Below are 25,958 nucleotides of genomic sequence, written 5' to 3' on the forward strand. Positions count from 1 at the left end.
CTCATAGGAAAAGGACAAGCCTTGGCCCAGGAACTTGCAGAAAAAGTCGCGGCGATCACCGGCGCCGCATCGGGCATCGGTCTCGAATGCGCCAGAACATTGATCGGGGCCGGCGCGCGGGTGGTGCTGATCGATCGGGCGGAAGAGGCGCTGAGCAGCGCCTGCGTTGCGCTGGGCGATCAGGCGATTCCGTTACGTATCGACCTCACCGATCCCCTGAGCATGGAAGCGATGATGCCGCAGGTGCTGGAGAAAGCGGGTCAACTGGACATCTTCCATGCGAATGCTGGTGCCTATGTCGGCGGCGAGGTGCTTGGCGGCGATCCCGACGCGTGGGACCGCATGCTCAATTTGAACGTCAATGCGCTGTTCCGGTCGATCCATGCGGTGCTGCCGCACATGGTTGAGCGCAAGAGCGGCGACATCATCGTCACCAGTTCGATCGCAGGTCTCGTGCCTGTCGTCTGGGAACCGATCTATACCGCGTCCAAGCACGCCGTGCAGGCTTTTGTGCATACTCTGCGCCGGCAGGTCGCGAAACACGGTTTGCGCGTCGGCGCCGTTGCGCCCGGTCCAGTCGTGACCGCGCTCATCAAGGATTGGCCCAAAGAGAAGATCGAGGAGGAAATGGCGGCCGGTGGCTTGATGCAGCCGGTGGAAGTCGCGCAGGCAGTGCTCTTCATGTTGACGCGCCCGAGAAACGTCACCATCCGCGACCTCGTCATTCTGCCGCAGAGCAACGATCTGTAACATCTTCCGATCGGCGATCCTGAGATGAACAAGCAACCCGATAACCGCCATTTCCTTGGCATCGATGTCGGCACCGGCAGCGCACGGGCCGGACTCTTCGACCGCTCTGGCAGGCTCCTGGCGAGTGACAGCGCCCCTGTTGCACTTTGGCGGGAGGCTGGCGACGTCGTCGAGCAGTCGAGCGAGGATATCTGGCGTGCCGTATGCCGCAGCGTGCGTAGCGCGGTGGTGCAGGCGGGTATCGCGGCGGACAGTATCGCCGGCATAGGCTTTGACGCGACCTGCTCGCTGGTGGTGCTTGGCGAGGCGGGTGTGCCGCTGCCCGTCGGGCCATCCGGCGATCCTGCTCGCAACGTCGTTGTATGGATGGATCACCGCGCTGCGGATCAGGCGCGCCGTATCAACCAGACGGGCGAGAAAGTTCTCGACTATGTCGGCGGAACGATCTCTCCCGAGATGGAGACGCCGAAACTGTTGTGGCTCGCCGAAAACATGCCCGAGACGTTCTCCCATGCGTGGCAGTTTATGGACTTGACTGATTTTCTCACTTGGCGTGCAACAGGGAGTTTGTCCCGCTCCATTTGTACCGTGACGTGCAAGTGGACCTATCTGGGCCACGAAGACCGCTGGGACGATCAATTCTTCCGCAGGATTGGCCTCGGCGTGCTGCCGGATGAGCAGTTCCGCAGGATCGGCACCGAGATCGTGCCCGGCGGGACCAGGCTGGCAGCGGGCCTGACGGCGAAGGCCGCGGCCGATCTCGGACTCGCGATGGGTACGCCGGTCGCCGCCGGCCTCATCGATGCACATGCCGGCGGTGTTGGTACGGTGGGGGCGCGCGGAGCGGCGGGCACGGTGCTCACGCGCATGGCCTATGTATTCGGAACGTCCGCCTGCACCATGTCGACCACACCGGACCCCTTCTTCGTCCCTGGCGTTTGGGGACCCTATTTCTCGGCCATGGTGCCTGGGCTTTGGCTCAATGAAGGCGGACAGTCGGCCGCCGGCGCTGCGATCGAGCATCTGTTGCAGATGCATCCGAATTCCGCGCAAGCGACACAGGCTGCGGGCCAGAAGCAGCAGACGCTTGCCGATTGGCTTGCCTCGGAAATCGAATCACGCGGCGGTGCCGAAATGCTCCCGGATTTGGTCGGCCAGCTTCATGTCGTCCCCGAATTCCTCGGCAATCGAGCGCCGTTCGCCGATCCCGGCGCGCGCGCACTGATTGCGGGCCTTGATATGCGCTCGGATCTGGAGAGTCTGCTCGCGCTTTATCTTGCAGGGCTTTGCGGCCTCGGCTGCGGGGCCCGGCAGATCGTTCGCGCTCAGCAAGACAAGGGCATTGCGGTCGATACGATCGTGGTCAGCGGCGGTGCCGCAAAGAGCCGCCTCGTGCGGCAGGTCCTCGCCGATATGACGGGTTTGACGGTCGCTGCGCCAGCCTCTCCGGAGGCCGTCCTGCTCGGCTCCGCGATGCTTGGATCAGTTGCCTCGGGCGACCATTCCGACCTCAGTGAGGCGATGCAGGCGATGTCGGTCTTGGGAGACATCCATCAACCCCAGGCCGCTTTGGCAGGCTGGGTTGATCAGCGCATGGGAGCCTTCGAGGCTCTGCAGAAGGTCGGCCGGGCAATTAGAAGAGCTTCTTAGCTCTTGCCAACTGGACCCGGCACCAAGCACGGCATCTGACCCGGGCCGAGCCGCGATCCTAGACTATCCGCGGTTCGGAGAGCCCATGGGGCAAGTTCGTGAACGGTGACCGCCAATGAGGCAGGACCGCTACATCCCGGCACGACGCATCTGGTCGCGGACCTGACGGAGAAGTTCGACGACATCAACTCGCTCGTCGCGGCCAAAGGCGGGTGGCCAGCGTCAGGGGGCGGCTGAAGGGATCCTGTGGGCGGGGAGGAACCCGGGTCTCGCCCCGCTGTAGGCGGGGCGAGATGCCTGCTTTTCTCAGATGAGGAAGTCGGTCGGGTGCAGGCTCGCGGCGTGGACACCGTCGAGTGTAATGGTGTCGCTCGCCGATACATGAATCACGGCATCGCCGTCGGCATTGTCGCTGATCAGCTTCGACAGCGCCGTCCAGTCCGTAAAGCCGTAATCGTGCAGGTTGATCAGATCGTGCTCGGTCACGGTGCTGCCGGCCGCCTTGTTTCCTTGATCGAAGTCGGTGATGAGGTCGTTGCCGGACCCGGTGTTGAAGACGAAGGTGTCGCTGTTTCCGCCGCCCGAAAGCTGGTCATTTCCGGCGCCCCCGTTGAGCATATCCTTGCCGCCGGTGATCGAGCCCGGTGTTGCGGGATCATAGACCTTCGCATCGCCATACAGAAAGTCGGTGGCCGCTCCGCCGGTGAGGATATCGTTGCCGCCATGGGCATTGCCGGACATGGTCGGAGCGTCGCCGAACAGCAGATCGCGCGCATCGTCGGTGTACTCGGTGCTGATCTTGACCGTGAGGATGTCATCGCCACCCTGTGCGTTGTCGGTCAGGGACGTGGAGGAATCTCCCGACAGCGACGCACCGGCCCAGACGTTTTCGCCGCTCATGGTCAAGATGATGTTGTCGTTGCCGCCATGCGCATCGCCGCTGATGGAGCCGATGGCATCGCCGCTGGCTCTCGCTGAACCCTCCCGGGTGTTCAAGCTGATGTCGAGCGTGTCGTTGCCGCCCTGCGCCGGGCCGCTCATGGAGCCACCGGCATCGCCGGCGTACACATTGTCGAAGCCTCGCCAGCCCACAGCGCCCGTGATGGTGTCACTGCCGCCGTGCGAATTGCCGGACATGTCGCCGGCGACATCGCCGAAAGCATGCACGTTGGTGTACATCGAGTGGTCTTGGGTATCGATCGTGTCGTTGCCGCCCCTGGCGTCGTCGGTCATCGCCTGGGCATCGCCGACCACGAGGGCGGCGTTCCAGCCGTAGTTGACGTTGACCGTGAGCGTGTCGTTGCCGCCGTGGGACTGGCCATGCAGCGTCGTGTTGTCGTCGCCAAAGATCGTGACCTCTGCTTCGGGCTGAGTGATGGTTGCGGTCACGGTGTCGTTGCCGCCCCGGGCGTCCGTGGTGGTCGGAAAGTTCGGATCTCCGATGACGGTTTCGATTTGGCCAAATTGGTCGAGCAGGATGTCGATGGTGTCGTTCGGCAGATGCTGCATGGCGTAACTCCCATTTCATTGTCGGAGGCGGGCCTGACATCGGCAAAACTCTTGCGCGAAGTGCTGTGACCACGCTTCACGGAGACGAATCTAGTTTTGGTCGATGGCGGAGATTTGCTGGAATTCGGGACAGAGTTTGTTCGCGACAGGTTTCGCTGCGCCGTGCGGCGAAACTGGTCGTTGCGCACTCGCGATTGCGATGTCGCCCCGCGCGTCGGGGTACGACATCGCCGCTTTGATTTATTCCCTCAGATGATGAAGTCGGTCGGATGCAGGTTCGCCGCGTGAATCCCGTCCAGCGTGATCGAGTCGTTGCCGGAGAGATGAATCACGGCATCGCCGGAAGCATTGTCGCTGATCAGACTCGACAGCGCCGCCCAGTCCGCGAAGCCGTAATCCTGCACATCGATCAGATCGTGTTCCGCTGCGGTGCTGCCGACGGCCTTGTGCCCTGATCGAAGTCGGCGATCGTGTCGTTGCCGGAGCCGGTGCTGAAGGCGAAGAAGTCGCTGTTTCCTCCGCCCCACATCCAGTCGTCGCCCGCTCCGCCGTTCAGCGTGTCGCTGCCGCCGGTGATCGAGCCTGGCGCCGCCGGTTCATAGATTCCTGCATCGCCATACATGAAATCCCGGCCGACGCCGCCATTGATATCGTTGCCACCATGAGAATGACCGGCCATGATCGGCGCGTCGCCGTACACTGACGAGACCGCATCCGCGTACTGGCCTTCGATCTTGACGGTCAGGACATCGTCGCCGCCCTCGGTAAGATCCATCAGGGACGTCGACGAGTCCCCCGACAAGGTCGCGCCGGCTATGGCGCTGTCGCCGTTCAAGGTGACCGTCATATTGTCATTGCCGCCTTGCGCGAGGCCGCGCAAGGCGCCGATGGCGTCGCCACTGACGGTCGCCACGCCGTCCGTGGTGAGCACGCTGACATCGAGCGTGTCGTTGCCGCCGTGCGAGGTGTCATCATGGAACCGCCGGCATCGCCGGCGAACAGGTTGGCGCCACCGCGCCACGCGATCGAGCCGGTTATCTCGTCATGGCCGCCCTGCGCGTTGCCCGACATGTCCCCCGCGACGTCGCCGAAGGCCGAGACAGTGGTATAGGCCGTGCCATGGGCATCCGCGACGATGGTGTCATTGCCGCCCTTGGCGTCGTCGATCATCGATTTGGCATCGCCCACCACGAGAGCGGTGTTCCAGCCGCCGCCGATATCGGCGAACAATGTGTCGTTTCCGCCTTGCGAGTGACCAAGCAGCATCGACTGGTCATCGCCGAAGATCGTGAGCCTCGTATTGAGCTCGGTGACGTTGCCGTCACGGTGTCGTTGCCGCCCGAGACGTCCTTGGCTGCGGGAAATCCGAGATCTCCGTACACGGTCTCGATTTGACCAAACTGGTCAAGGATGACGTCGAAGGTATCGTTCGGCAGATGCTGCATGGCGTAACTCCCATTTCATGTCGGTAGCGGGCCGGACGTGTGCACCAGTCTTGCGACACGCTTGATCGACACGGTTCACCGGAAGCAAATCTGCCCTTGGTAAATGGCAGAGATTTGCAGGAATTCAGGAGAGAGTTTGATTGCTCGCATCGATCTGCGGTCGCGGCCGCGAGAAAGAGAATGTTGATGGAACTGTCGGCGAGGATCTACCGCCGATTGGCGCGTTCGAGTGCGAGCTTACTTCTCCTCTGGTTGGGATGAAGTGCCGCTTTCGCCGTCGTCATTTCCTGGATCAAGTCGGCGATACCGTCTCTCGCGATCTTGTCAGTGACAAGAGACAACAACCGACTATGGCGCGCGATCTTGTTGTCGATCTCATCGCATTTGCCGCACGTGAGCATACCCTGCGCTATTGCAGGCGGAGCGAACGAGGCAACTGAGACTAAAAAATGTTCATTGCCGAGCTTCGTTCCTGCCGCCATGGACGGTTGGGACGCTGGCTTGCTGTGCGAGCCAGTGACGGCGGCGGTTTTTACTTGTGCGTCGGTGGGACCTCATTGAGGAGCTTCGAGACCGCAGTGACAAGCTGGGCCGGTGCAAACGGCTTCTGCAACAGGATGCTATTTGAGACGCCCTGCGAACCCCAATCGTTCGCTGCAGCGCCCGTCATGTAGACCACGGGAAACGTCGGCTCTCGTTGTCTGAGCTGTCTGGCCAATTCCCAGCCGCTGAGCGTGCCCTTGAGGTTCACATCCGCGACGACCGCCCGGTACTCCTTCATGCCGCTTCTGAAGAGAGTCAGGGCTTCCTCGGCAGACGAGAGGATGTCAGTCGCGAAGCCTGCCTCCAGCAGGGCTTCCTCGACACCGCCTGCAATGGGTATTCATCCTCCACCACCAAGATGAGAGGCGACGGCGCTGTCATGTTCACTCCGTCTCGGAACGCTGAACCTACTATGTTGCGGCGCTTTGTTCCCTGAAAATGTGTCCAAAAGTGAACATAGGCCGATCCGAGGGCCCCCGGGGAGCTGGCCGGCTGCATGGCGGATATCAAGGCCGACGAGACGGAGCATGGGCGCACTCTCAATCTTCCGTGGTGGAGGACGTAGCGCCGATCCGCATGATGGTCTGCGACATGCTGGAGGAGTTGGGCGACAAGGTCATCGCCGAAGCAGGCACCCTGAAGGAAGCGATCGAAGTCGCGCGGGTGGCTGACTTCGATCTGGCCATTCTCGACCTGAGGCTTGCCGATGAAACAACTGAACTGGTGGCGGAGATCACTCGTGGTCGCGGGTTGCAATTTTTCTCCTGACCGGCCACGCATCCGATGGATTGCCGGGCGGCTTCCGCAATGCTCCCCGATTGGAGAAGCCCGTCCTCTGCTCCGCGCTCGCGGAGATGATCGAAAACTGCGCCAGGTCTTGACCAGCGAACAGGCCGCTCGCGGGGAGTTTCACGCTGCCAACTTGCCCTTCGCCAAGCTTTCAAGATGTTTCCACGCCAAAGCGGCCCTCAACCACTTCAAACGCTCGGCAGCACAGGTCGCGGCGACCGCTTTGCGCATTGCGGCGATGGCCTCTGCTTGATGGTCAAGGTCTCCGGTCATCGGAGCGATCATTCGCTCGAATTATTAAAGCCGACGAAAATTTACGGCCCGGAAAACTACCGGCTTGCCCCGCCGTGGAGCCTCCATCCAAGCCCTGTGCTCGCTCAGTCCGGCGCCATCCGCTCGCCTCGTCCTGCGAGATAGGCACCATATGTTAAAGCGCGACTCAGCAATTGCAGCCCGATAACCTGGCAACAGGCTGGGGACGCGGGACGATGGCACAGTCACGCTATCCGTTGATCCGGAGGTGGACACCGGAAGAGCATCAACAGCTGCTGGTGATGGCGGCGGCTGGGCGCCGACCCGACGAGATCGCCCAGGCGCTCGGCAGGACAGAGCCGGCCGTGCGAGGCCGCGCCAACCTGCATAACATCCCGCTGCGACTGGTGATGCAAAAGCGAAACGGCCCATGATCAAGGGCGCGTTTGGACCAATGCCGATGGACTATTTCGTGTGGCTGGCGAGGGGAGGCGGCCGCATCTTCGTCATCGACACCGGGTTCAATGCCGAGGTCGCGAAGCAGCGCAGGCGAAATTACCTGCGCTGCCCGGTAGAGACGCTTGCCGCGTTCGATATCGACGCTGCCCACGTCAAGGACGTGATTCTCACGCATCTGCACTACGACCACGCCGGCAATTTCGACCGATTTGCGCATGCGCGGTTTCACCTTCAGGAGCGCGAGCTTGCCTGTGCGACCGGGCGCTACATGCTTTATCCTCGGCTGTCGCATTCGTTCGAAGTCGAGGATGCCGGGAAGCGTAGCTGTGCACGTTACATCGGTGCGGTCGCTGCTCGCCGACGAGACCTCGACCAAATGGCTCGATGCTGCCGTGAATACCAGGCTGCCTTGGGCCGCAGGGTACCGGACCCGCTGCCGGGCGCCAGGGCGCCGCCATTCGTGCCGGTGCTGCCGATGATGCCTGTACCGCCGAGTATACCGCACCGTCTGGCTGCTGGCTGCGAGGGCCAATGAAAGGATCGGGTAGGTCCGACGACCTTTCGCACTGCCCGGTCGCTCCCTTCGGAAGGCGGCGCCAAATGTCGGTTCGTAGACGAGGACCGAGGTTTGCAACGCAGCGCCAAGCCGACGCGACTGGCTCATCCTCAATGGAAGTTGGCGCTCGGTCGGCGTGTTTGCTCACGGAGGCCGATGACCGAGGAACTCCAGAACTCTATTTGGCGTGCCACAAGATCCTTTATTGCCAATCAGCCCGGCGCTAGTCTCGAGCCCATTGAGGCGCCTTAAACTTATTCCAGCCGCGAGTTGAGGGGCGTTCGATTGCATCGGAAGGAAGATGGATGAGGGCAGTGATCGTCGGTGCGGGAATGGGCGGGTTGATGACGGCCTTGGCGCTGCGTCAGTCGGGAGCGTTCGCATCGGTCTATGTCTACGAGCAAACGAAGGTGCCTAGCACCGCAGGCGCCGGGTTGAACATCCCGCCCAACGGGGCGCGAATATGTCGTTGGCTAGGCGTCGACCTGGATGGGGGAGATTCCAAAGGCCCCGACGGGGTCATTGACGGCGGCCGCGCGGCAATCCTGGAGTCGACACGACAGTTCAACGCAGATGGGAGCGTGACAAAGAGGCCATTCGATCATGTCACCGCCGCAGGCGACGGCGCCGGCTTTCATCACATGCACAGGCTGGACCTTTTGATGTGCCTGTACAAGCGAGTGTCCGACTTCGGTATCGACAGCGGCGCGCCATGCCCGATCGCGGTGCACATGGACTGCAGACTGACGCAGCTGCGTCAGACCGCAGGCGAGGTACTAGCGACCTTTTCGAATGGTCGAACCGCCACGGGAGAGCTTCTCGTAGGTGCGGACGGGATCAACTCTGCGACGTTACAGCTGGCGTGGCCGAATTCGCGTCCCAAGCGTTGGACGGAGGTAACCTGCTTTCGAGGACTCATTCCGCGGACGGGGGTTGCGTCCCTCCGCAAAGCGAACGGTAACCCGCTGGACCACAATCCCATCAACTCCTTCAGCATGGACCGCCATCGGGCGGATAGGAGCGGCGCGACCACGTACTGGGTACGCGGCGGCGAGTTGTTGAACGTGTGGATCGCGCATTATGAGCCTGAGTCCGCCGCGTTCGAGCAGGAGGAGGGCGACTGGTTTCCCGTCAGTCAGCAGGAGATCGTTCGCGAGGTCGGCGAGGCATTCGCGGGCCATCCCAGCAGAGACGACCTCATCGCTCTGTCGGGGGCGATCGTTCGTCCTACCAAGTGGGGTCTCTACGATCGCGATGCGCTCGAAACCTGGGTGCAGGGCCGCATCTGCCTGCTCGGTGACGCGGCGCACCCGATGCTTCCCACATTCGGTCAAGGAGCTGCTCAGTCCTTCGAAGACGCCGCCGCCCTTGCCAGCGCCTTTGCGCTTCACCAGCGCGATGTGCCTACAGCCTTGTTGCACTACGAACGCGTGCGGCATTACCGCGCTACCCGCTTTCAATTGGGATCCAAATTCGCCTTCGACCATTTGCGAGCGAAGGACACCGCTGAGCAGAAGGCGCTACTGGAGAGACTCGATGAGCGTGTGAGTCCTGCCTTTGCCCATGATAAGCGCGGCGGCGAGGACGATTCCTGGATCTACGCCTATGACGCCCGCAAGATCGGCAGCGAGTTGCCTGCCAAGAGGCTAGGTCCGTGGGACTTCCGCCGAACCGCCAAGGTCAGGTACGGTGGGATCAAGCTCTGGATGCCCGCCAATCCGGCGAAGGGTACGCGCCGCGTCACGCGCGAAGAGATCGCTCTGCACAACACACAGAACGACTGCTGGATCATCATCTCGGGAAAAGTTTATGACATCACCGAGTGGGCCCCTCATCACCCTGGCGGCGCTGGAATCGCACGAATGTACGCTGGCAGGGAGGCCACTGCCGAATTCGGTGACTATCACAGCACCGAGGCCGTCGCGCACATGGCAAATTTTTGCGTGGGCGCTCTCGTCGAGAATTGAACCACCTCGTCGTAGCCGGGCACCTGGCGGCACTGCCGTAGGCCGCATCCGAGCCGCGCCGTCGACCCGCCTCGCACATCGCGAAGAGCATTCCGACAACCGGTAGACTTTCAAATATCGTGCCGGCTCGCGACGGCTGAGGCGCACGACATTCGCGGGCCAACGCACTTACCGTCACGCGAGACGACCGCATCGGTCGCCGAGGCGAGTAATGCCATTCGAGTTCTGGTCGTGGAGGATGAAGCTCGGATCTGCAGCTTGATCGAGGACGCCTTTTCGACGGCGGTTTCGAGGTCCTACTTGATCAATTCGGGGGACGGTCGCGCGGACGACGAACCGGCCGCGCGAGTAGCCGGGGGAAACCGAGGCTCGCAATCCTCGACCTGCGCCTCGAGGAAGCCGTTCGCGACAATGAGCGCCTTGACCGCCTCCCGGGTGTCTCGACCGCAGGCAGCGATGGCCTGGTCGGCGGCAGCCTCCAATTCGAACGGTGCCGGTCGGGATGGCTCCCGATCCCGATTCACTAACCCAAGTCTACCTAAGTATGGTCACTTCATACCTGCGCGCGATGGCGCCGGCCGAGGGCTAATGTTACTGATACATTCACTGAAAAGCAACGGAACCGGCCCTGCGAGCCGGCGGTTGCGGGACGAGACCGGCGGCGTAGCGCCCGCCGGCCCTTCTCCCGATCTAGCGGCGCTTCGCCGCTCAACTGACGCTTACGGCCGTAGTTAGTGCAGAGTGTTCGCCATGAGAAACATCGCCGACCTCCTGATGTGGTTCAGACGGGGAAGCCAACGCGTGTCCAATACTCAGGTTGCAGCTATGGCTGAAGATCGATCCAGCATGGCTGATTTTGTCCGGATCCTGCAGGCCTGCGATCAAGCCCAGTAAGACAGGGGTTTGGTGCGAGCGCGTCAGTCCGTGATGCGGACGTCCGAGCAAACCAAAGCCAAGACCTCACACCACACCGCGTCCAGCTGTTTATGCCTAGCACGTCCGTTCAGGGTCAAACGGCGACAAGAGCAGAGGACTCTGATTTGCAGCTTCGGGCAAACTGCGGAAGTCACTCGGCTCCAGCCTTGGTTCAGTTCGGCGCTGATGTCAGTCAGCCCCAACGGTTCGCGCGCCGCATACAATGAAGCTAGCGCGGGATTCTGCTAGGTCCGGGCCGGGCCCAGCAACTGCCTGCTGAGACCTCCAATGACTTCGCACTGTTGCATTGGCCCCCGCGCCGCGCTGCCAGCAACATGAACCGCCTGCATGTCCCGTTCCTGCAGGGCACCCGCCGCATTGACAACGACATCAACGCCGGCAAGAGCGTCCTTCCAAAGCGTCGGTGGTCCGACCATATCGAGGGTGATGTGGTGCGTATCAGGTGCGGTGGGTGGCGCGACACCAATGCGCATTCGGGCCCTTCGGCGGACAGTCTGGCCTGGATTGCCGATCGAACAAGCCCCGTGCCACCAACGAGACGGATGCGCATTGACTGGCTCTTCGATCGGCGGCGGCTTTCGCAAACTGCTGATCGAACAATTAAAGGTGCGGACGGTTAAAGCACGGCTGATGCAATCGTTCCTCGCGGCGGAACAGGTGAGTTGGCCGCAAGCAGCGCCTTATCGTTGCCAAGCATCGCTTTTCGAGCGCACGACGATCGCCATCGACGTTGCGGCGTCATCGATATCGACGGCAGGTCATTCAAAGGGCCAGATCCGGCATTACGGCTTCCACTTCAGGCCGCTTAGTCGAAGATCTCTTGAATCGGTGACATGTCGGCTTTCGGCGGCAAACCACAAGTAAGTTCAGCCTAGCATCTACCGCTGCTTTTGAATCCAAGCAGATGAAGCCTTGGGATGGGTATACGACTGCCGAACCCGTCGAACTGGGCCGGGGACTTGCGGGAGCACAACCACATTCTTGGTGAGCTCTTAGCCAGTGTTTCTGACCGCCTCTGCCAGCATGGAGTAGAGCTGCTGCTTGCTGAATTCCTTGGGCGGCTGCCTCTGCACTGCGTTCCGCGACACCTTCGGTGCGACTGGACGGGCGCAGGCTGCCGACGAGGTCGGCCTCAGCTTCGGGCGCGGCCTTATCTCGGGCGTTGCTGTGGGCGGCTTGTGGCCGCGCTTCAAGCCCAGACGGGTCAGCATGCCGCAGACCGCATTACGACTGCACCCGAGACGACGCGCAATCTGCGCCGCGCTCTGTCCTGCGGACCAGAGCCTGTTGAGGAGCGCTATGTCTTTCGCATTCCAGCCCATGAGAGATATTATAGCGCCGACTGCCGAACACGCCAGTCTAGTCTTCGTCTGGCTCGCGCACGACCGGCGGTTCGTCGGCGTCATCTTCCTCTTCGTCGTCCTCGTCGTCTTCATCGGGATTTCTTGGCGGCATCGCGGTGCCCATAAGCACAAGCGGTGTCCAGTAGATCGCGGTGGTGGAAAATGCTTCGAAGGTATGTTGCTTCATGTGGCTGCTACTCCTCGAGAATACGCGTAGTCGCATATTCATGGCGGACGGCACGCGCGTCCAGGGCGCGATCGGTGCAAACGAGATGGAAACATCAAGTCGACGACATGAGCAAAGGAGGGCAACCGGCACGCAAATGGCGGCGTTTTCAGCTACTTTATGCCCGAGAACTCATTCGGCTCTATGTTCACCAAAACCTCGCCGGTGGTGATTTCGGGAACTCCAAGATCGAGGTCATGTAGACTTGCTTGAACAAACGCGAGTATCTTGGCGTTCGCTGCATTGGCGCTTTCGCGATCGTCAAATATCATCACGGCGATACCAACGCCGTCGCCCGCATCCAGAACTTGGTAAGATCTGAAGCCGTGCGATTGCCTTAGGATCTGGCCAACGCCGCTCTTGGCGCGGCGAGCGGCGTCCGCTACCGAACGAACCTTGGTGTACTTGCGAATGACCATGTACATGAGGCCACCATGCACCACACGCCTCGACGCATCAAAGCATATCGGTCCCGGTCGGACTAGGGCCAACTTCCGAGACCGGGCCACAGTGTCCGGCTAGGCGAACCGGGCAACGCGCCTTTTCCAATGAGTCCTCCTCGCCCTGCGCATGGGGCGAGGTGCTGAGGCTCAGGAGCCCTCGAACTTGAAACGATACGTTGAGCTTGGCGCGATAGGCCTCGACCTTTCCCTTGTCATCGAGCTGCATATCCAGCTTGACGACCTCTGCAATGCGAAGATCTCGGAGAGATTTTGCAGCTTGCTCGACCGCATTTGCGGCGGCCTTCTCCCACGAGTCGTTGCTGGTACCGACCAGTTCAATGACCTTGTAGACGCTATCAGGCGTGTCGTCCTCCTGTCCGGGATGACGAAGGAAATCTAGCATCAGGATCTCGACCCCGATACGGGGATGCCGTCCGGAGCCGGAAAGGGACAAAATTGCATTTGGCGGGGGCAGCTTTTGGCCGGAGCCAATCTGCCGGGCCAGCGCCATCATGTCCGCTCCTAGCGAGCAGACGGAAAAACGTCCGATTGCCTGTCACTTTCCTGTTTGACCCGGTGCCGACCATTTCAGTCTCGGGTCACTCGATCGCGGCTGCTGAGACTAACCAAAAATACGGACCGGCTAAGCCGTCCAAGCCCCTGGCTCCGGCGCTTGCTACGAGGCAGGATTCGCATCCGCGCAGGCTTGCCCTTGTCCACCTGCTTTAGCGACGGTCTGTAGATAGCTATCGGTCAGATCTCATGACTTGCCGCGGAAGCACGAGCACTACATTGATCTGGCGATCGAGGATCGTCGTGGCGATGATCGTCGTCTTCGACCTCATCGTGGCGGAGCATTCAACTTAGTGCTAGAGACAACCCTCGCTCAGGCCCGCAGACCGGCATCATATCCACAATCTTGCCTCCCGACCGGTTGCGCTTTCACATTGCCATGCCAGCGTGGAGACCGGCCCAAATCTTACCGCAGCGTCGCCCATCAACCGGGTGGTTGCGTCGCGGACCGTGGACAGGATCGTCGCCCGGCGATACGTGGACGGCTCGATTAATTGAGCGCGCTGCCGCGTATTGCCGCCAAAGTGAGCTTATGAATTCGGAGGCCAGGCCCGCAATTAATCCATCACGCTGCCAGATTTAAGCCGCATGGGGCCCATATCGCCGCGAAGGCTTTGCCGGTGGGGACGCATTGGCGCGAATATCGGTGTTCGCAGTGCAATAGATCTTGCTCACTGTCCATTCGGTCTTGAACGAGGAGCAGAAGCCCTCCGTGGCCGCGTCGTTCCTTCTTGCTTGCGATTTGCGTTCGACCTTTATGGATCACTCGGCCTCGAGCTTCATGCCTTTCGGCTCGGCCAGAGATCAAAGAGCGTCAAGATGTTCTGCCGATCCCCGCCGCCCTGGAGCAGGACAACGCGACATGCTCGCGATGCTGGCGACGCTGGAGCTCTCGATCTCTGCTCTGTCGCGCCTTGGCCCCTGTCGCTAGCGCCCCTGAAACCTGAACAGCACATCCTGCATGAGCCTCATCCCGCAGGATGCGCTCTTCAGAAGCTAGAACCGACAGCTATCAGCGGCAGCCGTAGCGACCGTTAACCAGAACGCGGAGACATGCCGTGCCTACCGCGGCCGCGCCAACGGCCGCGCCGCCTACGACCGCGCGCCATGTGGTGCGCCGTGCAACGCCGGCGACTGACACGAGTGTCAAGGGGCGCCCGACGCGCAGGGCGCCAATTTCCTCTGTGTGCGCCGTAATGGGCCCTAGGGTTACCGGATCAACCAGTTTGCAGCGCCGCGCGCCAATCAGCGTGAGGATGATTGGGGGGCGTGCCCCGAATCGATGTGGTTTGCCATCGAAGCCGTGTGCGAGCGGCCACTAATCCTTACCTCCTCGTGATCTATGGCCTTTCCATGCTCGATCTAGTGGAAGGCGGATGCACTTAGGACGAAGTGATGCACTGGCGCGAGCGGTTCAGGGCTCGCTGCGGGGCGGCCTGACGCTGCTCAGCAACAAGTCCGCTGCCAAGATCGACACGCTGGTCTATCGCAACAATCACGCCCAACCGCGCCCTGTTTCGTCGGGGCAATTCGGAAAAGCGGAAATCGATCCATTGCCAGTGATCGAGGTCCCCTGAGGCACGGCTTACGGGCACCGAGTCGGCCATAGGCTCGATTGCCGCAGTGGCTGACGTGACGAGCGCGAACAGAGCGATGAGAACGAGCGGCGATGTTGGATCAGCGGATCCCCGGTTCGAGCCCTGGTGCGCCAACCATATCAAAACTGTTCGTATTCAATTAAATTACGGATGGGGTCGACGAGAACAAGGCGGATCTCGTGCGACATTTTTTGCGTATCGTGCCCCGGATAGCAGTGCGACTTATGCTTTTCCTTTGTTTCTGCATCTTCGCGCAATGCGAAACGGTGTGCAGATTAAACGGCACAGGTCGATTACGCGCTCGTCGTAGAATAGGATACTAAGGCGCGCAAATGCACAACCTGTTTTGCCTAGTCGCCTCGTGATCCCTCGACCGTTTCTGCGACAGCTTGGTGATTTAATCCCCGTCGCGGCAGCCAGGATCGGCAGGGCTGCGATCGACTTGATCTTCTCGATCGCAAAGCGCGAGGTGCGTGCTCGAAGTTGGAACCAGCAATCCGGCCATAATCAAGAAGCGTCGGCAGGGTGGGCTGGTACGGTGAAGTGAAAAATTGCGCCGTGGGGCTGGTTGCGCGTCACCCACAAGCGTCCGGCATGCGCTTCGATAATCGAACGACAGATCGACAGTCCCACCCCCAAACCGCTGGGCTTCGTCGTGTAGAAGGGGGCGAAGGCGTGCTCGAAGGTTTCAGAGCTCATCCCCGGTCCCGAGTCCTTCACCTCGACGAGAACACCGTCCGGTGCACCCTGCGCGGTGGTGATCAGCACTTTCTTGGCTCCATTCGCGACCGTGCCGATTGCCTGGACAGCGTTGATAATCAGGTTGAGAACCACTTGTTGCAATTGGACGCGGTCGCCCTCGACAAGCGGTAAGCTGTCTGCAAATTCCGTCTGCACTGAGATGCCGTTCTTCATCGCTTCGCCGCGGGTAAGCTCAATAACGTCCCTGATCGCCTCATTGATGTCCAAGCGATCCTTCCGGGGCGGTGCTTTTTTTACGAGATCGCGAATTCGTTGGATGATGTCGCTGGCCCGAGCGGTATCGTTCATAAGCCAGTCCAGTGATTCCCTGACCCTCTCAAGATCCGGCGGATTTCTGTCCAGGAAGCGCGCGGCCGCACCAGCATTCATGGATGCCGCGGCAATCGGCTGGCTCACTTCATGCGCGATCGAGGCCGTGAGTTCGCCCATGGTGGCGAGGCGGTTAGCGTGCGCAAGCTCCTTCTGTATCTCGCGCAGCGCCTCTGCGGCCCGCTTCTGTTCGGTGATGTGCCGTCCAACGCCGCGATAACCGATGAAGTGCCCGGACTTGTCGAGCACCGGTAGCCCGGAGACGGACACGTAGCGCTTGCCGCCATCGGGCGTAGGGCGCGCGAGCTCGAAATCGCGGAACGGCAGGTGGGCATCGAGCGTCTCCCGATGCTTGCGCCAAGCCTCCTCGTCGGGCTCCAAGTAGGGCACTTCCCAGCGCGTCTTACCAAGTTCAGAGCCCGACGCGGGTGCGTCGACCATGCCTTCGGCGAATTCCTGGCGAATGAAACGATGCCGCGCATCGGATTCCCAGTACACGTCGAAAGAGAACTGTACGAGAGTCCGGAAACGCTCCTCGCTCTCCTGCAGAGCCACTTCCGATCGTTTGCGCTCCGTCAGGTCAACGACAAAGGAGACACCCTGGTCTCGTTGTTCGTCGAACGCAGCCATGCCGATCAACACCGACACGCGGCTTCCGTCCTTGCGGAAATACTCTTTCTCGAACGGCTGCACGCTACCCATCTTTTTTAGTTCCGGGATCCACCATCGCTCGTGGCGGTCGAGCCATTCAGGCGGCGTCAGGTCAGTCCAGCGCAGGCGGCCCGAGACGAGATCCTCACGGTCGTATCCCACGATGCTGAGAAACGCATCGTTGGCCTCCAGAATCGAACCTTCAAGCTCCCAGATGATGATTCCGATGATGTTGGCATCGACAAGGCGTCGGATTTTCGCTTCCCGTTCTCCGAGATCGCGGTACAAAGCCGCATTTTCCAGCGCGATTGCTGCCTGTGAGGCGAGCAGCTTCAGCACCGCAATTCGCGCCGGTGCAACAACGTAGGGCGTCAGTGTATTCTCGAGGTAAAGCACGCCGATAACTTTCGCACGGTTGATCAGGGGCATGCAGAGAATGGAACGAGCGTTGCGCTGATTAACGTAGGGGTCCGTGGCAAAGGGAGGCTGGACCGTGGCATCCTCGAGAACCGCGCACTCTCTGGTTCGCAGTACGTAATGGAGAACGGATTCGGGAAGGAGATCCGCGGTCACCGCTGTATTGCGCATTTCAACAGTAACTTTATCGCCGGTTGTGGTGGCTTCCGCTTCGATGCGCGGCTCGGTGTCGTGCGACAGGATCAGCAGACCGCGTTCAGCCCCTGCTTGTTCGATGGCAGTGCGCATGAGCGTCTCGATAAGCGTCTCCAGAACCATCTCACCTGACACCGCTTCCGACACCTTGATGACAGTGGCGAGGTCGAGATGCTCGACCGGCGCTCCAATCGTGCTCATCGGGCCTGGCTCTGATCTCGCCTCCCTGAGGTGCGGATGCATATCCTCAAGTTGCCGCACTTTGCCGTCTGCCCCCCAACGAACATAGCAGTCGCGCGCTCTCCGCAAATAGATGCCAGAAAATTCTTCGAAACCACGCTCGCCGTAAAACCGCGCGGCCAATTCATAAGCGAGCGCCTCGTGGTGGACGAAGCCGTTGTCGCGAGCGGAGCGGATGGCTTGTTCATAGAGACGCTCCGCGTCCAGTTCTCTGCCTTGGAGACGGGCGATCTCGGCGCCGGTTAGAATAGCGCGGTCCGCGAAATTCTCCGGGCAATTCTGTGCCCACAAATCGAGCTGCGTGTGGTGCCCAGTCAGGGCCTCAAGGTGCCCTTGACGTTGTTCGGGGTGTGCCGAATTCCAGCATGCAGCGTGCGATAGCGCTGCATAGAACTCGTATTCCACCGTCTCGAGTAGCTGCGGTGGTGACCACGGCAGTCTCCGTGCCTTCGATGCGGCGTCGACGGCCAGCGAATAGTCGCCGGCAAAGAAGCACGCTTGCAGCTTGCGGATCCAATACCAGCTCTCGGGCAGCGCGAATGCCGGATCGGCGGCCAAACGCCGTTCGAACCGAAGCTCGTCGGACGGGTCGTCGTGCAGAGCGCCGAAACGCCGCGTCAGGCCGCGCAGCATACGGATTAGCGCAACCTGCGGCATTATGATGTCGGCCACCAACGCAAACTTCGCCTTCTTGCTCAACTGCAACCCGTGCTCGGCTTCGCGCTGCGCTTCTGCAAGCGCATCGCCCGCCGCAAGGAAATTCGTATTCAAGCTGGCGCAACTGAAGGCCGCGAACGTGACATCGCCACTGCTGCTCGCGGCCTCAAATGCCCGCTGAAAGGCGTCTCGGGCATGCTGGAGGTGCTTGGTCCATGAAAGGACAAGGTTGCCATAGTTCAGGTAGGTCCTGGCGTGCACGCGCGAAAATCCGCACCGCTCGACCAGCTCAGTGCCGATACGGCTGAATCGAAGGCCCGCCTGATAGTCGCCGAAGCGCGCGCCGGCAATGGCGCCGAACATGACGTAAGGAACGCATGAAGCATCGTTGTTCCCCCACTCGAGGCTGATCTCCACCGCTTTTAGGGCCACCAGTGAGCGAAGGTTCGCATCAGTGAAAAACGCCGGCGGCATGAGCGCCGTCAAAAGATCTATGGTCGCTAGTGCGAGTGCATCACTCATTAGCGGCAGATCCAATAGCTCCTCGACCGACCGATTCCCGAGCCGAGATCGGACGTGCTCGTATTCGCGTCGGACGTGATCATCGCTTGGGTGGACTACCCATCGAATCCCGAGTTGTTCCAGATAGCTGAGACCGGCGCTAACCGCGCGGTCCGGCTCACTGAGCGCCGTATACAGATCCACCCGACGGCGCGCGACGACAGCAAGGTCGGCAGCGGTCGCGGTTCGCGTCGTCAGCTCCTGTAAGCGCTGTTCTGCCTCCAGGACCGAGCCAGTCACGAACTCGCATTCGGCGCGATGCAACTCGAACGCAAAGGCAAGCTGCTGGCGTTGTTCCCAGCAGTCGTCTGGTAACAATGCGGCACCGGCAGCGGCATAGTTGAGCGATGCGGCGTAGGCCGCCGCCTCCCACGCGCGCAGGCTGGCTGTCAGATTAAGCTCTGCGAGTTGCTCGCGTTCGTCTCGCGAGGTGATCAAGGACTCGCCACGGTTGAGCTGGTTGACGATCTCGAAAATAGCCTTCTCCCACTTCTCCCGGGGGGTCTGCGCCAGTAGCTCCCGACCGATTCGCAAATGCAGCGCCGCGCGTTGATCATCAGCAATCAGCGAGTAGGCGGCTTCGTGCACTCGATCGTGGACAAACCGATACACTCCTGGCTGGTGCTCGACCAATTCCTGGCGAATGGCCTCCCACAGATCCGCGTGTACCCGCTGCTCGGAGCGACCGAGGACGATCGAAATTGTCCTCGTGTCGGCGACGTTGCCGAGACAGGCCAGCCGCTGCAGCGTGATCTGCGTCTCGGCAGGCAGGCGGGTCAGCTTTGCGATCATCAGATCCACGACATTGTCGGTGTGGCCCTTGACGCGAATGCGAGCGAGATCCCAGCACCAGAACCGTGCGTCATGATCGAAGCGGACCAATCCCTCTTCGGCAAGCGCCTGAAGGAATTGAATCACAAAGAATGGGTTGCCGGCCGTCTTATCGTGAATCAACTTCGCGAGTGGCGCGGCACGCTTCGAATCGCAGCGAAGAGCATCGGAAATCAAACGCGAAATGTGTGAGCTGGCAAGCGGCGCTAAAATGATCTGCTGCACGTTAGCGCCAGCACTCTTTATGGCCTCAAGCCTGTACCACAATGGATGAGCGAAAGTGACCTCGTTGTCGCGAAAGGCGCCGATGAGCATCAGGTATTGCAGATCGGAGCGGGTTAAAAGGTCCTCAACCAGATCGAGCGTGGCGGCATCGACCCACTGGAGATCGTCGAGGAACAACGCCAATGGATGCTCGGACTGTGCGAACACCCCTATGAAGCGCCGGAGCACGAGACGGAAGCGGTTCTGTGCTTGCTGCGGGGGGAGCTCAGGGACGGGTGGCTGCTCTCCCACGATCAGCCGCAATTCAGGGATCAGGTCGGTAACGAGTCGTCCATTGGCGCCCAGCGCACCATGAAGCGCTTGGCGCCAGTGCGTCAGCTCGGGTTCGTTCTTGCTCAGAAGGAACCGCACGAGGCTCTGAAAAGCCTCCACTACCGTTGAATAGGGAATATCGCGTTTGTATTGGTCGAACTTGCCTGATGCGAACAGCCCGTGGGACGGAACAAGGCGACGATGGAGCTCATTGACTACCGAGGATTTACCAACGCCGGAATAGCCGGTAACCAGCATCAATTCCGGCGCGCCGCTCTTGATCATCCGGTCAAAGGCGGCCAGCATGGCTTCAATCTCGCGGTCCCGTCCGTAGAGCTTCTCAGGGATCCGCAGTCGGTCGGGCGTGTCGTATTGTGCGAGCGCAAACTCTTCGATGCGGCCTCCGGTTTCCCATTCGATCAGGCAGCGGCGTAGATCATGTTCGAGGCCTGAAGCGCTCTGGTAGCGTTGCTCGGCGGATTTGGCGAGCAGCTTGAGGACTATGGTCGAGATTGCAGCCGGTACAGTGCTTACCCGCTCGCCGGGCGCCACTGGCTTTCGCGCAATGTGGCAATGCACCCACTCCATGGAATGTGCCGCTGAGAACGGCAACGAGCCGGTCAGCATCTGATAGAGCGTAACGCCAAGTGAATAGAGGTCACTGCGGAAATCGATCGAGCGGTTCATCCATCCGGTCTGTTCGGGCGCCATGTAGGGCAGCGTGCCCACGATGAATTCCGGCGGCCCAGGGGCGCGTCGCTCGCGGGCGAGGCGCGAGGCGATACCGAACCCGGTGAACCGGACCCGTTCGTCCTCGCAGTTCACCATAATATGCGCCGGCTTCACGTCCTTGTGGACGAGGCCGCGTTGGTGCACCTTGTTCAGGGCTGCGGCGATGCCGATCGCGAGCTGCAAAAAGCGTCCGATGTCCATGGGCGCACCAAGCAACTGTTCGAGCGGCTGGCCACCAGGATCCTCAAGCAGCAGCACTGGACGGTCACCATCGCACTCCAGCCCGAGCGGCCGCATTGCCCAGGTCTCATCTAATTGGTCTTTCAGCGCAAACTCGTGATCAAGACGATCGAGGAGGCCGGACGAAGCGTGTTTCGCCTTGGGAAGTACCGCCAATACAGTTCTGCATGCGCCATCGGAAGCCGGACGCAATGGCCGACAAAAGATGCGGTCATCGTCCTCCCATAGCACTTGGAACCTGCTGTCCATGCGCATCAACCCAAAACACTGGGTTCAACCCCGAAGCCTCCGCGTGACCAATGTCAGGTGAGGAGGTACTGTGTTGCGCTCTGTGGCCACATCGACACTGCCATAAAAGCGGGGTTCTGCCCAGCGTAAGCTGCGGCGCCAGGCAGATGACGGCGAGAAAGCCGAAGCGGCGCTAGCCGGACATCAACCGTGATCGCGCGCGAGCCGGCGGGCGAATTCAGCGGTGTATCGAACTCGAAATATGCTGCCCGATGCGTCGCCACAACTTCTGCTGGCCGTCCGGACCGGCTCGAATGCGAACGGCTTCTGCGGCTCAGGTGTGGTCTGGGCACCGGATTGCTGTGCGGTGCGGCCCACGAGCTGATTGGCTCATAAAGCGGACGCGCACCGCCTTTGATTTCGGTCGCCGGCCTTCATCCTACTCAGTCGTAACAATCCGTGGTTAATGTCACCATCATTCAGAATTCAGAGCTATCGGATGTAGGCGCGCCAGCCGCTGACAGCGCCCTTTACATCTCGCGGGGTCGATTGGCTTCGGCGCTGGCGTTTCGGTTCTCATGTTGTGCGCGGATCGGCCGATCCGTCGACCGTGCAGGCCGCAGCCTCAAATAGCAGATTGAGATAGTTGCAGGTCCTGATTTGCACTTATGCGGCTGTGTCGTTGGTTCGTTGGTTCGAACGTTTGTGAGATAGTACGACGTCCGAGGACACTTCCTGAAAGTAGCTCAAACTTGCCCATGATAGACCGGAGCGAGAGAGGATGATCGTACCGGTGGTCATCCGCGCAGAGGGTTGAATTGCTGGTCGGCATCGTGAGGTCCTCCCCAGGCGGCGCGGGAGAGGTTTGTGCCCGTTAACAGCGGCGCCGGCCGGCGTGTCGCCCCCTTAGGTTCCTGAGATGATCAGAGCGGCCTGTCCCGTTGCGCAATGCAGCTTACATGGGGACGTCAATTGTCGCACATCTGTGTCGACGAGCCTGGATTTGTACGGGGTTCGCCAGCATAGGCGGGCCGGTGCTCACGAAGCTGGGGCATGAAAGCAACAATCCACAACACGTTGCACCAGCGCACCACTGTTAATTTGCGCGATCGGGACGATTCAGGCCTGCTCTCTGCAACGAACCTAGTAGCTGCGGGGGATGACAATGACTGTCACGCGTGCGATTGGCGCTGCTGCCTTGTTTCTGATGACGCTTAGCTCTGAAGCCTATGCTGCGCGCCAGCACAGACCGGGAGAGCGGATTTCTTGCTCAGAGGTCAAATACTACGTTGCTAAGTATTCGGCGGCCCTGGCTGAGATGTATGCCCGTAACCACGGGGCCACCGGCGCCCAGATCGAGCGGGCGCGGCGTTGCTTGGCCTCGAATGAGGCTGCCGAAACAGGGCAACGCAGGTCCTATAGCGAATGAGCATGACGCAGCCTTCGTAATAAAGCGCGCTGGCCGGGGATATCCTGCAAGGTCAGGGCTGTACGCCTACCCGCGGTCGCAGCTGACGATCGAAGTTAGCTGATTGCCTTGCACGCGCAGATAGGCCTTCCGACTAGTGGCCAGGCGAGCGCGCGATTGCACACTCGCACGCGAGGCCGCTCCGCAGTCATGTCCTCCTCCGCTCATCGCATGCTGATTCCCAATCATCGGTGTCGGGCCATATCCTCTTATCGCTCCAATTTGGTGCCAAAGGCTGTCGCAGCAATTGCACGCTCGACCTCGGAAGCCAACACGCTCAGATGATCGGCAAGCCTCGCGAACAACTCTCGCTTTTGCAGGTCGGTGGCCAGATCGCTGATCGATTTGCAGTCGGCTGCGGCTTTGAGGAGGTTCTCCAGCTGCTCTTGCATGTCTCTCATCGTCTGTGTGCCCCAAAGGCACCCTCGGCTTCATTCAGTTGAACTGATTGAGGCGTACTTGAGCTCCCGTCGATCCATTTCCGAACGGAGCGATTCAGCATAGGTGCGCAGATTGTCGCCAACAACGCGGGAGCGTCCGCCATTTGCGCGATCAGCCAACACCTGTCGCCGCACGCTTTCCCAAAGAGACAATAAGGTCTGATCTTTCGTTTGAAAAGGTCATCCACAGGCCTCCAGTACATGGCGCGCCGATAGTACGCGTACCTCATGAGCGGGATTGTTCGGTTGCGGACATTGCCGTGGAGAAGCTAGGCGCCCGTTGCACATTGGCCACATCGTCCATGTTCGGGATAACGGGCTATCACGCCGAAAGGCGCGATGGTTTGCGGCATCCCCCCGTTTCAGTTACTACGTCGGCAGAACCAAAGCGCGAGACCGGGCTGCATTCATAGAGAAGATCCCCTCGATTTCGAGACGCATGGTATCGTGGCATTCGCACGCCACCGCTGCGAGCCGCAATGGGTCAATCTCGATTTCTCCTCGCCGTTCAGATCTGATCGCTCCGGAAGCGCGCAGGTTGCGCATCAGGAGCGTCACTGTCGTTCGTCGCACACCCAGTATTTGCGAAAGCGCCTCTTGGGTGAGTGCGAGGACGTCGTGGTCGGCGCGGTCGCGAAGATGGAGCAGCCAGCGTGCCATGCGGGCTTGGGCCGGATGCAGAGCATTGCAGGCGCCGCCGATTTGTAGCTGTATCAGCATCGCTTTGAAATGAATCTGGACTGCGTGGCGGATCGCGGCGCTTCGGCTAAAAGCGGCGTGGAATCGCGATGCGGGGATCCGCGAGGCGATGCCCGCGGCACGAACGACGGCGGTAACGGCCGAAGGGGACGGCCCCAGCACGGAAAGAGTGCCTACTGCTCCCTCGCGCCCTATTGCGGCGCTGGCGACCGTCTGTCCGTTGGCCATGTCGATCATCACAGAAATGGCGCCACTATGAGGAAAGAGGACGTGCTCGGTCTGGTCACCCGCCTGCGAGACGACCGCATCCCGATCGAGCGCTACCATCTCTAGCTCGGGCGCCAGCAGTTCGAGGTCCGCCGCCGGCAGTGTTGCCAGAAGTCGGTTGCCAATTTCGGCGGGAAGCGTCACTGCGGCCTACCTCGAACGATCCGCCGCATCGCATTTCGAGCGTCATAGGGCGGCCAACTCGAACTTTGTTTGAATCCGCCTACGCCTCGCGCCCCGAAGTCCAATTCAGCTGCGGAAGCTCTCAATCTCAAAAACTCCAACCACACGCGCCTCGGAGGCGAATTGTTGTCTCTCAGGATGATTTAGGAGTTAGGTCCCAGCGCCCCGCTGCACAATTGCGAAATGCGCATGGGTAACACCATAGGGAGTTCCGCTTTCCGGGACGCGGCAAGCGCTGCGGCGATCTCGGAAGTGTGGGGCTCGGCTTGACCTAGAAGCTCAACAGCTACGTGATGAAGCCGGGTCATTTCCGCCAGGACAAACGAGACAGTCTGCTTAGGAAGGCCCGGCAGAACGAATTCACGTCTCAGATAACCGAGTGGCTGACCTTGCCAAGATGGCAGCCACCGAAATAGGGCGCCTCCGTTGGCGCATGAGTGGCGGCTCAAACGAGCATCCACATCGTAAACGCGGCGCAGAGGCAGATCGTGCCCACGACAGTCATCCGGCAAAGAAGCGCTCGGTCCGGTCCATGTCGATCATCTTCGAGATCGATCCACGCCCATAAACGTTTAAAGCTGCACGCTGGCTCCTGCTTGCGCGCGTCGCAATCTGTCAGAGCTTACGTCCCATTAGACGGTGTGAGCGCAGTCGTGCGACGAACGAAGACGACGCCGATCCACGAGTTGGAGCGTTACATGCGGTGCAAGGATTGTTCGGACGTGCGGGGCTATTGCAGCGGGCAAAACGGACGATCTGTTCTGTCTGCCGCAGAAAGATACCGTTGATGCAGAACCAAAACCAGAATGTTCGGGTCGGGATTCGAGTCGTATCGCCACCAACATGGCAACGACTTTGTACGCTAAAGTACGATCTTCTGCGATGTTGTACTCTGACGGCAGCGGTTCGAGCGCTCGTACGGATTGTCTCAGCCGCGAAAGCGCGGCGAACTTTCTGAAAGTCAGGTCGATGCCACAAGCGGGCGATGCGGGACAGCGGGCCTGAAGAACGGGCGGCCGAGTTCGACCGGCTCGGACGCATGGGAACGCTTCCTCCTTCTACCGAGGCAGGTCCGGTCCCTTCAGCTTTCGCGTGGGCTGCGATCGAGGTTCACCGAGAAATAGTCGACCACTTCCGTAGCCTCGGCGCCTTGCCTGAAACCCCGCTGTTCTTCGAAATCGACGGAAGGACCACATGGATGAACTGCTGGCGGCGTACAATGACATCACCGCTTCCGGATTGAGCCCTCCCAACCGCAATGCGATGCGGCGAAGGCGGAGCAGCGTTCGCTGGCGGAGCCATGCGCAAAGTTCCGTTGTCACGCCGATCTAGCCGGCTTGACCTCTTCCGCATCAGCCACGCGTTCGCTGAGAGGGCGGCTTAAACTCCACGACCTCGTGCTGGTCGCACGGATTAGCTCGCTCATTTTTCTTGACGATTAGCTCAAGCTCGAGAGCCTCGAAGGCGAGTTCATCCGCCAAGCGCTTAAACAGCTCGCGCTT

21 protein-coding genes and 1 pseudogene are annotated in these 25,958 nt (G+C 60.6%); 9 read left to right on the forward strand and 13 right to left on the reverse strand.

Features of this window, described 5'->3' with window-relative positions:
• Positions 1-21 precede the first annotated feature (21 nt).
• Together AC0L3B_RS29480 and AC0L3B_RS29485 are read left to right on the forward strand one after the other, a co-directional pair.
• A complete protein-coding gene (locus AC0L3B_RS29480; RefSeq protein ID WP_018458784.1) occupies positions 22-750 on the forward strand; it encodes an SDR family oxidoreductase in 729 nt (242 codons plus the stop codon).
• Positions 751-774: 24 nt separating this feature from the next.
• Complete coding sequence (locus AC0L3B_RS29485) at positions 775-2,400, forward strand: FGGY-family carbohydrate kinase (protein WP_247410096.1); 1,626 nt, start codon at positions 775-777, stop codon at positions 2,398-2,400.
• Positions 2,401-2,706: 306 nt separating this feature from the next.
• On the opposite strand, the gene AC0L3B_RS29490 is transcribed toward AC0L3B_RS29485, so the two are convergent.
• From AC0L3B_RS29490 to AC0L3B_RS29505, 4 genes are all read right to left on the reverse strand, one after another.
• Positions 2,707-3,909, reverse strand: coding sequence for a calcium-binding protein (locus AC0L3B_RS29490; protein WP_018458787.1), 1,203 nt, complete (start codon positions 3,907-3,909; stop codon positions 2,707-2,709).
• Positions 3,910-4,157: 248 nt separating this feature from the next.
• Positions 4,158-4,313 (reverse strand): hypothetical protein, encoded by a 156-nt coding sequence (locus AC0L3B_RS29495; protein WP_018458788.1) that lies wholly within the window; start codon positions 4,311-4,313, stop codon positions 4,158-4,160.
• Between the two features lie 5 nt (positions 4,314-4,318).
• Positions 4,319-4,744 carry a hypothetical protein gene (locus tag AC0L3B_RS29500; RefSeq protein WP_247410094.1) on the reverse strand — a complete coding sequence of 142 codons (426 nt, stop codon included), beginning with the start codon at positions 4,742-4,744 and terminating at the stop codon, positions 4,319-4,321.
• Between the two features lie 8 nt (positions 4,745-4,752).
• The gene (locus tag AC0L3B_RS29505; RefSeq protein WP_018458790.1) at positions 4,753-5,175 is read right to left on the reverse strand and encodes a hypothetical protein; all 423 of its coding nucleotides are present in this window, start codon (positions 5,173-5,175) and stop codon (positions 4,753-4,755) included.
• 319 nt (positions 5,176-5,494) lie between these two features.
• Here AC0L3B_RS29505 and AC0L3B_RS29510 point away from each other — a divergent pair, with 319 nt between their 5' ends.
• A complete protein-coding gene (locus AC0L3B_RS29510) occupies positions 5,495-5,794 on the forward strand; it encodes a hypothetical protein (RefSeq protein WP_143273925.1) in 300 nt (99 codons plus the stop codon).
• Positions 5,795-5,886: 92 nt separating this feature from the next.
• On the opposite strand, the gene AC0L3B_RS29515 is transcribed toward AC0L3B_RS29510, so the two are convergent.
• Complete coding sequence (locus AC0L3B_RS29515; protein ID WP_346658649.1) at positions 5,887-6,237, reverse strand: response regulator transcription factor; 351 nt, start codon at positions 6,235-6,237, stop codon at positions 5,887-5,889.
• A 236-nt stretch (positions 6,238-6,473) separates the two neighbouring features.
• Between AC0L3B_RS29515 and AC0L3B_RS29520 the strand changes: the two genes are divergently transcribed.
• Positions 6,474-6,665 (forward strand): response regulator, encoded by a 192-nt coding sequence (locus AC0L3B_RS29520; RefSeq protein ID WP_247394350.1) that lies wholly within the window; start codon positions 6,474-6,476, stop codon positions 6,663-6,665.
• A gap of 141 nt (positions 6,666-6,806) precedes the next feature.
• Here AC0L3B_RS29520 and AC0L3B_RS29525 read toward each other — a convergent pair whose 3' ends face one another.
• A complete protein-coding gene (locus AC0L3B_RS29525; RefSeq protein WP_157643068.1) occupies positions 6,807-6,959 on the reverse strand; it encodes a hypothetical protein in 153 nt (50 codons plus the stop codon).
• A 215-nt stretch (positions 6,960-7,174) separates the two neighbouring features.
• On the opposite strand from AC0L3B_RS29525, the gene AC0L3B_RS29530 reads away from it, so the two are divergent.
• The 4 genes and pseudogenes from AC0L3B_RS29530 to AC0L3B_RS29545 all read left to right on the forward strand — a co-directional run bounded on the left by AC0L3B_RS29530 (position 7,175) and on the right by AC0L3B_RS29545 (position 11,720).
• On the forward strand, positions 7,175-7,372 hold the full coding sequence (locus AC0L3B_RS29530; RefSeq protein ID WP_051113050.1) for an SANT/Myb-like DNA-binding domain-containing protein: 198 nt from the start codon (positions 7,175-7,177) through the stop codon (positions 7,370-7,372).
• A 26-nt stretch (positions 7,373-7,398) separates the two neighbouring features.
• Positions 7,399-7,704: pseudogene (locus AC0L3B_RS29535) on the forward strand (MBL fold metallo-hydrolase); the annotation flags it as partial.
• A 554-nt stretch (positions 7,705-8,258) separates the two neighbouring features.
• Complete coding sequence (locus AC0L3B_RS29540) at positions 8,259-9,920, forward strand: cytochrome b5 domain-containing protein (RefSeq protein ID WP_018458797.1); 1,662 nt, start codon at positions 8,259-8,261, stop codon at positions 9,918-9,920.
• A gap of 1,485 nt (positions 9,921-11,405) precedes the next feature.
• Positions 11,406-11,720 carry a hypothetical protein gene (locus AC0L3B_RS29545; RefSeq protein WP_157643069.1) on the forward strand — a complete coding sequence of 105 codons (315 nt, stop codon included), beginning with the start codon at positions 11,406-11,408 and terminating at the stop codon, positions 11,718-11,720.
• Positions 11,721-11,848: 128 nt separating this feature from the next.
• On the opposite strand, the gene AC0L3B_RS29550 is transcribed toward AC0L3B_RS29545, so the two are convergent.
• The 4 genes from AC0L3B_RS29550 to AC0L3B_RS29565 form a co-directional block, all read right to left on the reverse strand.
• Positions 11,849-12,292, reverse strand: coding sequence for a GcrA family cell cycle regulator (locus AC0L3B_RS29550; RefSeq protein ID WP_345946660.1), 444 nt, complete (start codon positions 12,290-12,292; stop codon positions 11,849-11,851).
• Entirely contained in the window at positions 12,216-12,386 is a 171-nt protein-coding gene (locus tag AC0L3B_RS29555; RefSeq protein ID WP_018458801.1) for a hypothetical protein, read from the reverse strand. The genes AC0L3B_RS29550 and AC0L3B_RS29555 overlap by 77 nt, the downstream gene beginning before the upstream one ends.
• A gap of 152 nt (positions 12,387-12,538) precedes the next feature.
• Positions 12,539-12,850, reverse strand: coding sequence for a hypothetical protein (locus tag AC0L3B_RS29560; RefSeq protein WP_018458802.1), 312 nt, complete (start codon positions 12,848-12,850; stop codon positions 12,539-12,541).
• Positions 12,851-12,881: 31 nt separating this feature from the next.
• Positions 12,882-13,382 (reverse strand): dodecin family protein, encoded by a 501-nt coding sequence (locus AC0L3B_RS29565; protein ID WP_275991566.1) that lies wholly within the window; start codon positions 13,380-13,382, stop codon positions 12,882-12,884.
• Positions 13,383-14,817: 1,435 nt separating this feature from the next.
• Between AC0L3B_RS29565 and AC0L3B_RS29570 the strand changes: the two genes are divergently transcribed.
• Positions 14,818-15,018, forward strand: a complete 201-nt coding sequence (locus AC0L3B_RS29570; protein ID WP_018458805.1) for a hypothetical protein — start codon at positions 14,818-14,820, stop codon at positions 15,016-15,018.
• 528 nt (positions 15,019-15,546) lie between these two features.
• Here the strand turns inward: AC0L3B_RS29570 and AC0L3B_RS29575 are convergent.
• The 3 genes from AC0L3B_RS29575 to AC0L3B_RS29585 form a co-directional block, all read right to left on the reverse strand.
• Positions 15,547-21,426, reverse strand: a complete 5,880-nt coding sequence (locus tag AC0L3B_RS29575; protein ID WP_473381495.1) for an AAA family ATPase — start codon at positions 21,424-21,426, stop codon at positions 15,547-15,549.
• Between the two features lie 1,650 nt (positions 21,427-23,076).
• Positions 23,077-23,259: a hypothetical protein gene (locus AC0L3B_RS29580; RefSeq protein WP_085350878.1), complete on the reverse strand. Its 183-nt coding sequence runs from the start codon at positions 23,257-23,259 to the stop codon at positions 23,077-23,079.
• 417 nt (positions 23,260-23,676) lie between these two features.
• A complete protein-coding gene (locus tag AC0L3B_RS29585; protein ID WP_085386237.1) occupies positions 23,677-24,417 on the reverse strand; it encodes a Crp/Fnr family transcriptional regulator in 741 nt (246 codons plus the stop codon).
• Between the last annotated feature and the right edge of the window lie 1,541 nt (positions 24,418-25,958).

The sequence above is a fragment of the Bradyrhizobium sp. Kon56 genome, from assembly GCF_055807635.1.